The organism is Iodobacter sp. (genome assembly GCF_025352645.1).
Classification (GTDB): domain Bacteria; phylum Pseudomonadota; class Gammaproteobacteria; order Burkholderiales; family Chitinibacteraceae; genus Iodobacter.
The window spans coordinates 1-14,966 of record NZ_JANXSO010000090.1; the positions used below are offsets into that span (position 1 = coordinate 1).

At 48.2% G+C, this 14,966-nt stretch carries 11 protein-coding genes and 1 pseudogene; 6 read left to right on the forward strand and 6 right to left on the reverse strand.

Translation table 11 applies throughout. From position 1 onward, the window contains the following. Positions 1 to 132: pseudogene (locus Q0R17_RS10285) on the forward strand (IS1595 family transposase); the annotation flags it as partial. Between the two features lie 73 nt (positions 133 to 205). Here Q0R17_RS10285 and Q0R17_RS10290 read toward each other — a convergent pair. The 5 genes from Q0R17_RS10290 to Q0R17_RS10310 all read right to left on the reverse strand — a co-directional run bounded on the left by Q0R17_RS10290 (position 206) and on the right by Q0R17_RS10310 (position 5,368). After that, on the reverse strand, positions 206 to 1,315 hold the full coding sequence (locus Q0R17_RS10290) for a VanZ family protein (RefSeq protein ID WP_293934761.1): 1,110 nt from the start codon (positions 1,313 to 1,315) through the stop codon (positions 206 to 208). Between the two features lie 36 nt (positions 1,316 to 1,351). Then, positions 1,352 to 2,410 (reverse strand): PotD/PotF family extracellular solute-binding protein, encoded by a 1,059-nt coding sequence (locus Q0R17_RS10295; RefSeq protein ID WP_293934764.1) that lies wholly within the window; start codon positions 2,408 to 2,410, stop codon positions 1,352 to 1,354. A gap of 161 nt (positions 2,411 to 2,571) precedes the next feature. After that, the gene (locus Q0R17_RS10300) at positions 2,572 to 3,345 is read right to left on the reverse strand and encodes an ABC transporter permease (RefSeq protein WP_293934767.1); all 774 of its coding nucleotides are present in this window, start codon (positions 3,343 to 3,345) and stop codon (positions 2,572 to 2,574) included. Then, positions 3,342 to 4,271 carry an ABC transporter permease gene (locus Q0R17_RS10305; protein WP_293934770.1) on the reverse strand — a complete coding sequence of 310 codons (930 nt, stop codon included), beginning with the start codon at positions 4,269 to 4,271 and terminating at the stop codon, positions 3,342 to 3,344. Before Q0R17_RS10305 ends, Q0R17_RS10300 begins: the two co-directional genes overlap by 4 nt. A gap of 8 nt (positions 4,272 to 4,279) precedes the next feature. Continuing rightward, the gene (locus Q0R17_RS10310; RefSeq protein WP_293934773.1) at positions 4,280 to 5,368 is read right to left on the reverse strand and encodes an ABC transporter ATP-binding protein; all 1,089 of its coding nucleotides are present in this window, start codon (positions 5,366 to 5,368) and stop codon (positions 4,280 to 4,282) included. 767 nt (positions 5,369 to 6,135) lie between these two features. Here Q0R17_RS10310 and Q0R17_RS10315 point away from each other — a divergent pair. The 4 genes from Q0R17_RS10315 (at position 6,136) to Q0R17_RS10330 (ending at position 11,118) form a co-directional block, all read left to right on the forward strand. Continuing rightward, complete coding sequence (locus tag Q0R17_RS10315) at positions 6,136 to 7,473, forward strand: HD-GYP domain-containing protein (protein WP_293934776.1); 1,338 nt, start codon at positions 6,136 to 6,138, stop codon at positions 7,471 to 7,473. Then, positions 7,470 to 9,029, forward strand: a complete 1,560-nt coding sequence (locus Q0R17_RS10320) for a bifunctional diguanylate cyclase/phosphodiesterase (protein ID WP_293934778.1) — start codon at positions 7,470 to 7,472, stop codon at positions 9,027 to 9,029. Before Q0R17_RS10315 ends, Q0R17_RS10320 begins: the two co-directional genes overlap by 4 nt. Before the next feature lie 488 nt (positions 9,030 to 9,517). Then, complete coding sequence (locus tag Q0R17_RS10325; protein WP_293934780.1) at positions 9,518 to 10,840, forward strand: deoxyguanosinetriphosphate triphosphohydrolase; 1,323 nt, start codon at positions 9,518 to 9,520, stop codon at positions 10,838 to 10,840. Further along, the gene (locus tag Q0R17_RS10330; protein WP_293934781.1) at positions 10,837 to 11,118 is read left to right on the forward strand and encodes a hypothetical protein; all 282 of its coding nucleotides are present in this window, start codon (positions 10,837 to 10,839) and stop codon (positions 11,116 to 11,118) included. The genes Q0R17_RS10325 and Q0R17_RS10330 overlap by 4 nt, the downstream gene beginning before the upstream one ends. 34 nt (positions 11,119 to 11,152) lie before the next feature. On the opposite strand, the gene Q0R17_RS10335 is transcribed toward Q0R17_RS10330, so the two are convergent. Beyond that, a complete protein-coding gene (locus Q0R17_RS10335; protein WP_293934782.1) occupies positions 11,153 to 12,958 on the reverse strand; it encodes a sigma-54-dependent Fis family transcriptional regulator in 1,806 nt (601 codons plus the stop codon). 265 nt (positions 12,959 to 13,223) lie between these two features. On the opposite strand from Q0R17_RS10335, the gene adh reads away from it, so the two are divergent. Then, positions 13,224 to 14,744, forward strand: a complete 1,521-nt coding sequence (gene adh, locus Q0R17_RS10340) for an aldehyde dehydrogenase (protein WP_293934785.1) — start codon at positions 13,224 to 13,226, stop codon at positions 14,742 to 14,744. Positions 14,745 to 14,966: the final 222 nt, after the last annotated feature.

Consider the following 14,966-nt stretch of genomic DNA (forward strand, 5'->3'; position numbering starts at 1 on the left):
CGCTATTTGGCAGAAATGCAGTACCGATTTAATCGGCGTTTTGATTTGTGCGCCCTAATTCCACGAATGCTACATGCATTACTCATAGCTAAGCCTTGCCCGCGTGGGAGATTAACTGAGCAAGAGACATAATCAGGAAAATATAATAAAAATGCACAGGGATGATCAGAATCTACCCTCTGAGGCTTAAGTAGAGCTCAAACCACTACCAAGACTCTTCGCGTGGAGGGCGGGCGGCTAGCCATAGCAGCAAGGCAATTGCGCCATAAGGCCATAGATCACTAATCACCGCAGATAGGCCATTAAAGTGTAAGAGATGGCCGTAATGCCAGCGAAACAGTGGCAAAGTGGCAGCGAGCTGTGGCACGAGGGGCCAAAACCAGCCGATCACCAAGGTGGCCGCCAAGGCAAGGGCGCCTAACAAGGCCCTTAGGCTACGATTTAAACGCCATAGCAACAACAAAGCCAGCGTGCCTAATAAGCCGCCGACAAAGATATTTAAATTAAGCCAAGCAAAAAACTGCGCGGGCTTAAGTAAGATCCCTGCAAACCCAAGCTTAAGCAATAAAGCCGCCAGCAAGGTAAAGCGAATCGCGGCGGGGCTTTGCCGTGTGTGCCGCATCAGCACCGAAACAAATAGAGCGACGCCTAGAAAGTGCAGCATCATGCCGCCCCCTTCTAAGAGGCGCAAAAATAGCTTAGCGTTTTCCATTGGCGATTCAAAAGGCTGCGGCAAGCCTGGGGACTCAACCACCACCCCTAAAAAAGGTTGGGATGGATCCATCTGGGTGATAAACCACAGCACCAGCCAAGTAACACCCCATTCCACCGCAGGCCCAGGGGCAAACCAAGCATGCCGAGCCGCCAAGCAGCGTGTTTGCCAATAACGATTACCTAAAATCATCGCTAACAGCACGCCTAAAAAAGCGCCAAAGCTATTACTTAAAATATCTAAATTTGAGGCCACTCGGCCAGGCAAAAACTGCTGGGTGAATTCCACAGTACAAGATAAAAACATCCCAGAAAGCACCGCCAGCAACGGCCCTAGACGATTATTCTTTAATGAAATGGCCAAACTAAAGCCCAGCGGCATATAGGCCAGCACATTGATGCTGTTATCAAAAAAAGTAAAATAGTAAGGTAGAGGATAGGTATAGAAAGCCCAGATTGGCTCCCCAGTAAAACGCCAGCCAGTAAAGGGATACAGGCTCACCACCAAAATCACCAGTACGCTGCAAAAAAACACGTAGCGTGGCACCCGCGTTGGGGTAATGCGACGGGCCAAGTAGCTGATATTGAAGGATGTATTTCGCATTGAGTAAGGAGGGCCCAAGCCCCCCTATCGTCTTCTTTATTTAGAGGTTTTAACTTGCGTCCACAAACGGCTTAAATCACGGCGCTGTTTAGCATCCAATGGCTTGAGCTGCTGCAGTTTCTTTAAAGCGGCTTCATCAGGAAATACCGCAGTATTCTTTTTGATTTCAGCGTGTACAAACGGTGCTGCAGCCGAATTAGGATTACCCGTGCCTACCATATTGGTCAGCTCGCTCGAGTTTTTCCCTTCCATCATAAAGTTGATAAATTTCAGCGCTAAATCAGGGCGAGGCGCTGATTTAAGCATCATCATATTATCCACCGACAGGGTGTTCCCTTCTTTTTGCAAACCATAGCTCACGGTAAAGGCACGTTTCACTGTTTTAGCGTCTGCAGCCGCTTGGAACATATCGCTAGAATAGCCGTGCGCTACCCAAATATTGCCCAGCGTTAATTCTTTAATATAACTTTGCGAATTAAACGCAGCCCAAAATGGCTTGGCTTTAATAATGGTTTCTTGGGCTTTTTTCCATTCGGCGGGGTTAGTCGAATTAGGAGAAAAACCGTTATACATTAAGGATGCGGCAAATAGCTCATTCGCATCATCCAACACGGTTACTTTGCCTTTAATTTTTGCCAAAATAGCCGTATCAAAAAGTACAGCCCAAGAATTAGGCTCAATACCTAGCTCTTTTAGCTTGGTCTGATTAAACCCTAGCAAGGTAGTAGTAAACGAATACGGCAGGGAAAACTTATTACCCGGATCAAACTGGCTATTTAAAAAAGCTGGATTCACATTTTTAATATTAGCAAGTTTACTTTTATCTAGCGGTTGCACCATGCCTTGTTTAATCAAAGGCGGCATTGCAAAGCCAGTGGGCACAACCACATCGTAACCCTTAGCACCGGCAGACAGCTTAGCCAGCATTTCTTCCATTGCACCGTAATAATCTTGCACCACACGGCATTTACAGTCTGCTTCGAAGCGTTTTACCGTTTCTGGCGCAATATAGTTGTTCCAGTTGTAAACGTGGAGCACTTCTTCAGCCTGTGCCATATTGGCAGCCAGTAGCAGCGTGAATAATAATTTCTTCATGTCTCAAACACTCCAAAACGGTTGAATAAAAAGACAGTGCGATTATGCCCTAAATTTTAAGGCACTCTAAAAACAAAGAAACCCTTGTGCTTGATATCTATGTTTTTAGATACAAAATAATGCTGCGCTTGGTATTGCCCACAATACCAAGCGCTTACTGACTATTTAGCGCGTAAAGCGCTTGGGGCTACTTTGCTGGCAAGCAAAATCAGGGCAAGGGTTAACAGCATTAATAAGGTTGAAATAGCATTCACCTCTGGTGTTACCGCAATTCTAATCATTGAATAAATTTGCAATGGCAAGGTAGATGCGCCCGCACCTGCCGTAAAGAAGGTAATCACAAAATCATCAATAGATAATGTAAACGCCATCAATGCACCCGCAATAATGCCAGGCATAATCAAAGGCATTGTAATCAGCTTAAATGCCTGTATCGGCGTAGCGCCTAAATCACGCGCCGCTTCTATCAAGGATTCATCCATGCCTTGCAAACGGGAGCGCACTACAATCGCCACAAAACCAATACAAAAAGCAATATGCGCCAAGGTAACGGAAAACAATCCCAAGGTCATATTAAGCATAACAAAAAACATCAGCAGCGATACGCCCATTAATATCTCAGGGATAGCGATCGGGGTGAGTACCAAAACAGGTAATAAGCGCAGCTTATATTTGTACATGGCTACGCCTGCCAAGGTACCAAATATGGTAGAAAAAAAACTAGTAATCACGCCAATTAATAATGAATTGCGGGCGGCCACCAGCATTTGCTCATCATTAAACAAAATGCGATACCACTTAAAGGTAAAACCTACCCATTCGGCATTAAGCCGCGAATCATTAAACGAATACATCACCACAATAATCAGCGGCAAATATAAAAAGGCGTAGGTAAACAGCGCCGCAAGCCATAACCATTTATTTTGCTTAGTCATGATTTTTTTCTCCCACGACTAATCAAGGTCGCTAAAGCTGCCAATAGCAATACGCTGGCAGTGAGCATAATCGATAAGGTGGAGCCAAATGGCCAATCACGGCTATCTAAGAACTGCTGCTTAATTAAATTACCCACCATAATGCCATCAGTGCCCCCCACTAAATCAGGTACGGCAAACATTCCTAATGCGGGGATAAACACCAAAGCGGCCCCTGCCCAAACACCCGGCAAGGACAATGGCCAAGTAATGCGCCAGAAGCGTTGCCAAGCCGATGCGCCCAAATCTTGAGCCGCATCTAATAGCGCCATATCGTGCTTTTCTAAATTGGCATACAGCGGTAATACCATAAATGGCAAATGCACATAGACCAGCACCACAATCACCGCAAAATGAGTAAATAGAAACTGCTGAGGGCCAATACCAAACCACGCTAATACGCTATTGACCGTCATAGCAAAATAACCCTGCGGCCCTAGAATAATCATCCACGCATACACGCGGATCAAAAAATTACTCCAAAACGGCAAAATCACTAATAGCACTAATAAATCACGGTATTTCTTTGGGCTACGGGCAATCAGCCACGCCAATGGATAGGCCAAAATAATACAAAACAGAGTGGTTAAGCCAGCATACCAAAACGACTTAATAAATAGCTCAACATAAACGCCGTCTTCAAAAAAACGTGAGAAGTTTTCTAAGGTCAGAAACTCACGCCAATTTTGCCAATTAATCAGTAGCTCACGCGCGCCCGTATCTGGGTTGATATCTACCAGCGGCATTAGGCCGCCATATTCGCCAGGGAAACGAAACGCTGAAAAAATCATGATCAGCGTTGGCACGGCAAAAAAGATCACCAGATATAAAAGTGGTGGGCCAGAAATCAGCCATTTCGCCAAGCCAGGCGATTTTACTTTCGACATATCGCCCCCTAAGCCAGCAAGAAGTGGCCAGCGTCATAACGCCAAGCCAGCTCTACCGCATCATTATCATCAAAAAACTTAGCCCGCCCTGCGGCCGAATTTGGCAACATGGCTTCTACTAACATGCCGTTATCTAGCTTAACGATATAAATGGTCACATCGCCCAAGTAGAGGCAGTTATGCACCGTGCCTTTGAAGTGCACCTCATCAGCATCCCCAACATCAAGCGATGCCGCCAATTTGATTTTTTCTGGGCGTAAGCTCAGCGTACCTGTTTGCCCAACCACCGCCCCCGCCACTGGCAAGGTTTCAGCAATACCCACGCCAGTAATTTCTACTTGCATACGCTCATGGCTAATCGATTTAATCGTGGCATCCAGCAAATTACATTGGCCAATAAAATCAGCCACAAAGCGGCTTTTGGGATAGCTGTAGATGGTTTCAGGCGCATCCAGCTGCTCTACTTGGCCCTTATTCATCACTGCAATCCGGTGTGATAAAGCTAAAGCCTCGCCTTGATCGTGGGTGACATACACAAAGGTTACGCCAACTTCTTTTTGCAGCGTAATCAATTCCATTTGCATTTGTTCACGCAGCTTGGCATCCAGTGCAGAGAGCGGCTCATCCAGCAGCAAGAGACGTGGGCGGTTCACCAGCGATCGAGCAATAGCAACGCGCTGGCGCTGACCACCCGATAATTCATGCGGAAAACGGTGGGCAAATTCTTGCAAACGCACGTCTTCTAGGATTTCGGCCACGCGGGATTTAATCTCTGCGGGCGAAACTTTGGCCATTCTCAGCGGAAAAGCGATATTATCGCCCACGCTCATATGCGGAAATAGCGCGTAATTCTGAAACACCGTGTGCACGGGGCGTTTTTCTGGCGGTACATTCGACATATCTTTGCCATCGAGCAAAATTGCACCAGAATCTGGCTGCTCAAAACCTGCCAGCATCCGTAATAAAGTGGTTTTGCCACAGCCCGAGGGACCAAGCAGGGTAAAGAATTCACCGGCTTCCACCGACAAGTTCACATGATTAACAGCAGTGAAATCGCCGAATGTTTTTACGACGTCACGGATCTCCAGCAGGGCCATAGTCTTCTCACAAAAAAACGGTCGCCATTTTAACAAAAACATCGCGGTGGTGTTGGTTTTATAGCCTATTGCCAAATGCACATATCGAGGCCTGCAAACGATTAGCTACAAAGGATACGCCTTGGTAATAATTGCTTGTTTCCAAAGCAGTTAAGGCGGCGCATATTAGGGTCTGTTATTTTAGTGCTGCTCAGCATGCCCGCTAAAATCAGTGCATGAGCCATGCCTAAAAGGATGCCCTAGGGCAATCGGCAGCTTGTTTTTGACTAAAACAACGCAAGTAAACGTTTACCCCACTTCAAAACGCAAAAATCAATAAAAAACATCTATAGACTTTACTCAGGAACAGTGTGCAGTAGCCTGGGAGGCGTTCTCTGTAGTGCATAGCGGATAGTTTTATGTACTTCGTAAGCATCAGTTAAATCAGCAAAATAATAAAAAAGCTAAATCAACGCCTCCAAATCCATTGATAACATGATTTATACTATTTTTGAGCTACTCACTTTAAGTACATTTTGCCATTGGCGATCCCAAAGACTCGCACCATAATGCTATTGACATGGGAGGCAACAAAATAGGCATGACACGAATCAAATAGTTCGTACCTAATGTAAATACCTTACAATAGTGCTTTAATTACGTTTGAAAAAATCTATTACTTACAAAGCATATAATCACTAGCAATAAAAAAACAGTCATTAGTTTTGTAAAAAACGACATTAAATCCGCACTTAGCCATCTGACTTAGCAATAAAAGACATTATCAATTGGAAACACGCCTACCCGTATCAGCGCTACAAGCTGATTTATTTATTAGCGAGCTTGATCGCCCTTGGATTGACACGCCTTTTTTAATTGAAGGTTTTTTGCTAGAAAGCGCTGAGCAGCTCGAGCAACTCAAAGAATACTGCCAGTTCGTGACGGTAGATATCGAGCGATCTACGGGAGGAATAGCGCGCTGGGGCTTTTTGACCGAAAAGAAATTTAGCGCCCTGCCCCTCTTGCCGCATATTCAATATCAAACGGTAGAAATCAAAGAGCAGATCACGCTGCTCAAAGAATTACGCCAACTGTTTGCCAAGTGGTCGCAAAACAAAGCAGCTGCTGCAAATGCGCCCTATGTTGAGCCGCAAATCATTATTTATGCGGATAGCCGGCCAATCAAACAAGAGCTGCAGCAAGCTAAAACCATCCACCGCTCTGCCAGCGACATTATTGCTAACGCCATGGCCGAAATCAGCCGAGATTTACAACCACGTGCAGAGGCAATCAACACCGTGGTCAGTGAAATGGTGGATTCGATTATTCGTAATCCCAGCGCACTGCTTTGGCTTTCCCAGCTAAAAAACGCCAACAGCTACACCTATGAGCATGCTTTAGATAGTGCGGTCTATATGCTGGCTTTTGGCCGACATTTAGGCTATCCCCGCGAAGATTTACACACCTTGGGCTTTGCCGGATTTATGCTTGATATTGGCAAAATGAAATTGCCTAAAACACTATTACAGCACCACGGCTCGTACTCACCAGGTGAGTTTTCTATGATGAAAACCCATGTCTGGCATGGCTTAGATATTTTAAATCAGATTAAAGATGTACCACTCGATGTTTACGATATGGTGGCTCGCCATCATGAGCGCTTAGATGGCAGTGGCTATCCTATCGGCTTAAAAGGCGAAGAAATCGGGCTATTTTCTAGCATGGCCGGCATTGTGGATTGCTTTACCGCCATGACCAGCAATCGCGCCCATGCCGAAACCAAAACATCACATGCAGCATTACAATTGCTTTATAAATGGAGCGATAAATACTTTCATCCCGCCTTGGTAGAGCAATTTGCCCAATGCATTGGTGTTTTTCCGGTGGGTGCACTGGTTGAGCTGAGTAGTGGTGATATTGGGATTGTGGCAGGGCAAAATCGCAGCAGGCGACTCAAGCCCAAGGTATTACTAATTTTAGGACCAGATAAACGCCCACATGCTCGGCCTAGCCTGCTAGATTTAATGATGAATCCAGCCAGCAGTAGCGGGCAAGAAATCAGCATTCGTAAAGAATGGCCGCAGGGGAGTTTTAATATTAATCCACAAGAGTATTTTCAAGGATGAACACCTCGCCCTTAGCCGCAAGTAGCGATCTAGCCCTGCTCGCCAGCTATCAACTAGATACACAAACGTCTTTAAGCCAAGCCCTAAGTAGGCTCATCCAAACACATTGCCAAGAAAAACCACAAGACGACACGCTATACGATGCTTACTTTCAGGCCCTAACTAGGGGAGAAACCATCGATATTTGGCCACAACTCAGCCCGCACGGCCTTAGCCAAGCCACTTTAATGCTCTTAAGCTGGCGAGAACAATTACTGCCCCATTTGCCTGCCGAGGCTGAAGCGCTTATTAATCGCCTAAGCCTTACCGAGCTAAAAAAAGCTCACCAGCAGCTACAAACACGCACACCATTACAGGCAGATTCCCCCGCGCAAGGCTTAGAAAACGCCAAGTTGCATACCCAAGCAGAGCGAAATATTGGCCTACTATTCATAGAAACGGGCCATTATGAATCGCTAAGAATCAGTGCTATACAACTACAAAATGAAATGCTACGCCCGCAAGATAAGCTCTATCCTATTGAGGGTGGTGTGTTAATGATTTTGCCCAATATGTTAGGCGAAGGGCACGCATTTTTAGCCGCCAATCGCGCGCAATCCTTGCTAAACCAAGCCTTTACAGAAAGCGCAGTTAGCCCTCGAATCGGCATTGCTCTATGGCCTTTGCATGGCACTAGCCTAAGACAATTAATCCATTGCGCCAAAGCCGCAGCCAAGCAATGCAGCAATGAAGAACCGGCGGTTTACCAAGCCGAGCGTGATATCCAAGGCCTGCTACTCGCAAAACTAGAAAAACCCCTGCGTGAAGCACTGGCAAGTAATCGCTTTTATCTGGTCTTTCAGCCGCAAGTGCAGCCGCTTAGCAGCGGTGTGTTGTACAAAGGGGCCGAAGCACTACTACGCTGGCAAGACGATAAACTAGGCTATGTGCGCCCCGATGAGGCGGTACTCGTGGCCGAGCAACTAGGGCTCATGCCACAACTCACCCGCTGGGTGATCCATGCGGCTTTGCGCGAGTTCTCCCTACTCAGCCAAGCGGGTCTAAAAGGCAGTTTAAGTATTAATCTAACCCCATCTAATCTACTAGATTCGCGCTTAGCCCAAGAGGTAGAAAACGCACTTAGCCTGTGGAATATCCCTGGCAACCGTATTATTTTTGAGATTACCGAATCCGCCGCGATTGAGGATTTAGAAGCCACCATCAGCAGCTTGTATGCGCTTAAAAAGCTAGGCTGTAAGCTGGCCCTTGATGACTTTGGCACGGGTTATGCCTCGCTTTCTTATTTAAAACGCCTACCAATTGATGAGCTAAAGATCGACCAAAGCTTTATTCGCACCATTACCCAATCCGACACCGACGCGCATATCGTAGAAAGCGTAATTAATCTAGCGCATAAACTGAATTTAAGCGTGGTGGCCGAGGGGGTAGAAGATCTAGCCACGCTAGAAAAAATGATCTCCTACGATTGCAATCTGATTCAAGGCTATTATTTTAGCTGCCCACTCGCGCCAAATGACTTACTGCAATATTATCTAGACTTGCAGCCAAAGCAGTGAATCTCAAAAATACCTAGTCCACGAAAAACACCTAAATTACGAATAAACCTAAGGAAGCTCTGCCTAACGCCATAAGTCACTCTCCAGTATTTACTCTGGATTCCCCCTTGCGCGGGAGTGACGAAACTTAATCAGTGATGTTACGCAGCAAGATCAAAAAATACACAGTCCACTAAAAGCACAAACAGCATGAACAAATGCCACTGAGCCATTATTTTTTTATTTATTTTTATAAATATATTTAATATCAAACAGTTAAAAATACACCCTCTGTGCATCATACAAAAAAGCAGAGGGAGATTATCCTATTTAATCCGTTTTTTTCGTGCATTTAGTGTTTTTCGTGAACAAATAGGCGTTGTGCATAACATCAGTTAATAAATTAGCGTTTCCATAGGGAGTGATGTTTTTTTCAGCCTCCCTTTAAATTATTATTTTCGCGTGTTAAATGTTTCCGTAGACGGAACATAGCCCAATGAGACCCATTTATGATGAACTGGCAACAGCTCCTAAACGCCGAGCGACTTGGCGCTGTACGTAATGATTTATTTGATCACGAATCAGGGCGCAGTGATTTTCATAAAGACCACGACCGCATCGTTTTCTCCTCACCGTTTCGCCGCTTGGGGCGCAAAACTCAGGTTCATCCGCTTACTGAAAACGATCATGTACATACCCGCCTCACCCACTCCATTGAGGTGAGCTGCGTGGGGCGCAGCTTGGGTATTTTAGTGGGGCAGAGGCTGCAATACGCCTTGCCACCGCACATTACCGCTTATGATATCGGCGCGATTGTGCAAGCCGCCTGCCTTGCCCATGATATTGGCAACCCGCCATTTGGCCACGCCGGTGAATACGCAATCCGCGATTGGTTTTGCCGCGATCAACACGCCTATCTGCTGCAAAATCTAAGCGCCAATGAGCGCCTCGATTTAATGACCTTTGAAGGCAATGCTCAGGGTTTTAGAGTTGTTACCCAGCTAGAGAACCACCGCTTTGAAGGCGGCATGCGCCTCACTTATGCCACGCTGGGTACTACGCTAAAATACCCGTGGACATCCAGTGAAGCCACGCCCAGCGGCAAATTTAGCTGCTATCAATCTGAAAAAAATATCTTAGAAGAAATAGCCACCGAATTAGGCTTACCTAAGGTCGGTAAAAACAGCTGGGCACGCCATCCGCTCTCCTACCTAATGGAGGCCGCCGATGATATTTGCTACGCCATTTTAGATTTAGAAGATGGCATAGAAATTGGCATGCTGGCTTATGAACAAGTTGAGCCGCTCTTGATTAAAATTTGTGGTGGTCAGCAAGATTTGCTGGAGCTAGAAATCGCTGCCGCGCCATCCAATCGCCGCAAAATATCGCTGCTGCGTGGCAAAGCCATCGAGCGCTGCGTATTAAGCGCCACTGAAACCTTTATGCAGCAGTACACCCTTATCATGGAAGGTAAATTTAAGGGCGATTTACTCAGCGCCTGCCCCAGCAGCATGAAAGACGGCATCAACGCCGCTAAGCAGCTCGCCCGTGATCGCATCTTTAATGAAAGACGCAAAATAGAAATCGAAGTGGGCTCGTTTACCTGCTTAGATATTCTGCTGGGAGCCTTTTGCAACGCCGCCTACCAACAAAAAGTATCGCCACAGCTGAGCTTTAGAATGAAACGGATCCTCGATTTAATGGAATACAACGCCCCTAAAAAAGAATGGCCGCTGTATGAGAGCTATAGCCGCGTGCTCGACTTTATCGGCGGCATGACCGATAACTACGCCACCTATCTAGCGCAACAAGTAGGAGGAATGGGTAAATGAAAGCTTTCATCTTACTAAGCCTGCTCGCCATTAACCTAAGCGGCTGCGCCGTGGTGGCCGTTGGCGCAGCCGCCGTCAGCATCACCACTACCGCCGTTGGGGTGGCTTACGATGTAGGCAAAGCAGGAGTAAAAGGCGTCGTGGCCGTAGGCGGCGCGGCTGCCGATGCCTTAAGTAGCCCCCCTACAGCGGTGCCTGAGGTAGTACCCAACACACCCCCAATAATCAACACTCCTACCCCACAAGCAGTGGAAGTGCGAGTATTAAAGCAGGAGTAATTTTGTAAATTAAGGGAGTGCCGTAGCTTAGACTTCAAGCCAAGCTACGCCGCCGCCGATACAGCGTGCTACGCGCCACGCCCAGCGCCGCTGCAGCTTTACTGATATTGCCTTCAAACTGGGCAATGGTTTGTTCGATCAGGCCTTGGCTGTTGCTGGCTAAGGAGGCTTGGCTGACCGGCACTTGGTAGGCTTCTGGCAAATCACGGATACCCAGGCTATCGCCGTCGTCCGCCAAGGCCAGTAGGGTTTTCAATAGGCTGAGTAGCTGCCTTACATTGCCAGGCCAAGGGTAGCGGTTTAATGCGCCCAATAGCTCGTCTTCCAACCGAATCTGCCGTTTTACTCCTCCCAGCTCTTGCCAAAGTCCAGTAATAAAACCGGGCAAATTCGCGTGTTCGCAGAGTGGTGGCAGGCGGACAGTAAAGTCTTGCAGGCGATAGAATAAATCGGCCCTAAACCCCCCTTCCGCCACCAGCTTGGGTAGATCGCGGTGGCTGGCGCAAACAATAGCAAAATCAACTTTGTAAGACTGGCTGCTACCCAACGGGGTAACTTCACGCTCCTGCAGCACCCGCAGCAAACGCGCTTGCATCGCCAGCGGCATATCGCCGATCTCGTCGAGCAGCAGCACGCCGCCATGGGCTTCGCGCAATTTACCCAGGTACCCTTTACGTTTGGCCCCCGTAAACGCACCCTCTTCGTAGCCAAATAATTCAGATTCGATTAAGGATTCTGGCAGGGCAGCGCAGTTAATCGCCACAAACGGGCCTTTGCTGCGCTGGCTGGCTTGATGCAGCGCTCTAGCAAATACCTCTTTGCCGCTGCCGGTTTCGCCCTGTAGCAATACCGCCACGCCCGCATTTAGCACCCTGACCGCTTTATCTAATTGTTTTTGAAAAGGCTGCACCACGCTTCGCTCGTTAAACTCGGGTTCGATCAAGGGGCGAGTAGCGAGCTTGGCCTTAGGGGCGGTGATGGTGATGTAAAAATGCTGGCCACGCTGGGTATAGATTTGCTGCGGAGCGACTATGGGTTTTAAAGCCGCCTCAAATAAATCAGCAAAACGGCTGCGGCCTAAATCTTGCCAGCTTAAACCCAGCCAGTGCAGGGCCACGCGGTTGGCGGCAATCAGGGTCTCCCCAATAAAGCTCAGCACTCCCTCCCTTGGCGAGCCGAGTAATTCACTACGCGGGTGCAGCCGCAGCAGCCAATGCTCATCCCCAGCCATACTCAGCCAGCGATGCTCGATCTGCTGAGCGGCAAGGCGCACTAAGCCCAAAGCGTGCAGATGATGCAAGCGAGCGTCGCCCGAAACATTCAGTACCCCAGCCAGCCGCCCATTGGGCGCAAACACAGGGGATGCCGAGCAAGAGATGCCGATATTTTGCGCCAAGAAGTGCTCGCCTCCCCTCACCTGCACCGAATCAGCCAGCGCCAGCGCCGTGCCAATTGCGTTGGTTCCCTTGCTGGCTTCGGCCCAGCTTACTCCTGGCAGCAGCGCCACTTGCTCGGCCTTTTTCATAAACTGTGGATTGCCGGTGGTATTTAAAATGAGGCCAGCGGCGTCGGTAAGCAGCACCACGCTCTGCGTGCCAAGCACCTGCTCGTATAAGCCATCTAGCTCTGGCAGTGCCACACGCAGTAGATGCTCATTCGCCTGCAAGGCCTGCTGTAAATCAGCGCTTACGAGAGGATCAAAACCATCATCCGCTATGCCCTGCTGACGGCAGCGCAGCCAAGATTCGGCAATCTGCTGCGGCAGGCTGGATGGGCAAACCCCTTCTTCAAAAAACTGACGACGCGCTTGCGTTCTTAGGACGGGCAGAGAAGTAGACATGGATGATCTCCTTGTTGCAGGCTCAAAACCACTGTTGCAAATTGCAACACTTACAAGGTTTATCTGAAACACAATATACGTTAAACCCTTGTAAATACGAAGGTTTAACGCCTTTGCAGATACCGCATTGCAATATATAAACGCCCAACGCTAGCTTTCACAAAGTTTTCACCTGCATTGCAGTGCAATATAGCCATGCACAGGCATGCTTTCTGCTAAATAGCAGTGGACAGGGCAGCAGCCCTAAACCCACCGGAGAAGCAGCATGAGCACATTAATTCCAGGTCAGTATGGTTTTCCTCTGCAATTAAAAGCGCGCTACGCCAACTATATCAATGGCGAATGGCAGGCACCGCTGGCTGGGAAGTATTTTGAAAACGTCAGCCCCATCACTGGTAAAGTCATTTGCGAAATCCCCCGCTCAGACGCCAGTGATATCGAAATGGCGCTGGATGCTGCCCACGCCGCCAAAACAGCATGGGGTAAAACATCGACCACCGAACGCGCTAATATCCTAAATAAAATTGCCGACCGCATCGAAGCCAACTTAGAAATGCTCGCCACCGTGGAAACATGGGATAACGGTAAGCCCATCCGCGAAACCCGCGCTGCAGATTTACCTTTGGCGATTGATCACTTTCGCTATTTTGCTGGGGCGATACGCTCACAAGAAGGCAGCATTGCTCAGATCGATAACGATACCGTGGCTTACCATTTTCATGAGCCGTTAGGCGTGGTTGGGCAGATTATTCCTTGGAACTTCCCGATTTTAATGGCCACCTGGAAGCTGGCTCCTGCGCTGGCGGCAGGCAATTGCGTGGTGCTCAAGCCCGCCGAACAAACACCGCTGAGCATTTTGCTGCTGATGGAAGTCATTGGCGATTTACTGCCTAAGGGCGTGCTCAATATTGTGAACGGCTTTGGCTTAGAGGCCGGTAAACCGCTGGCATCGAATAAGCGCATCGCCAAAATTGCCTTTACCGGTGAAACCACCACCGGCCGGCTGATTATGCAATACGCCTCACAAAATCTGATTCCGGTGACGCTGGAGCTAGGTGGAAAATCGCCCAATATCTTTATGCCCGATGTGATGAAGTACGACGATGCCTTCTTTAATAAAGCCATCGAAGGCTTTGTGATGTTTGCCCTGAACCAAGGTGAAGTCTGCACCTGCCCAAGCCGCGCCTTGATTCATGAGTCGATTTATGATGCCTTTATGGACCGCGCACTCAGCCGTGTTGCCGCGATTAAGCAAGGTAATCCGCTGGATGCCTCCACCATGCTGGGCGCGCAGGCCTCGATGGAGCAGATGGAAAAAATCACGGCTTATCTGGATATCGGCAAGCAAGAAGGCGCAAAAGTATTGGCGGGTGGCGCGCGCGCCCAAATGACTGGGGAGCTGGCGGGTGGCTATTACATTCAGCCTACCGTATTCCAAGGCCACAATAAGATGCGAATTTTCCAAGAAGAGATCTTTGGGCCGGTGGTTTCAGTCACCACTTTTAAGGATGAAAATGAAGCCTTAGCAATCGCCAACGACACGCTATACGGCCTAGGCGCTGGTCTGTGGACGCGCGACAGCCACGCCGCTTACCGCATGGGCCGCGAAATTCAGGCGGGCCGCGTTTGGACCAACTGCTACCACGCCTACCCAGCCCATGCAGCATTCGGCGGCTATAAGCAATCAGGTATCGGGCGTGAGAACCACAAAATGATGCTCGATCATTACCAGCAAACCAAGAATTTGCTGGTGAGCTATAGCCCAGATGCCTTGGGGTTTTTCTAAGCACGGGTCTGTGGCATGCACGCGTGGGCAAGACAAAATGTTTTGCCCTTCCTACAAGTACCCGATGTTGGTATGCAGGGTGGGTAAGGTTCACACTCATAGGTAACACATTCGTCCAAGGACATAGGTAACACTTCTCTGGTTTGTGATACGCACAACTGGAGCACGTTATGCCGTGGAATGAGGTGAAACCGATGGATGAAAAAGTGAAATTTATCGCCG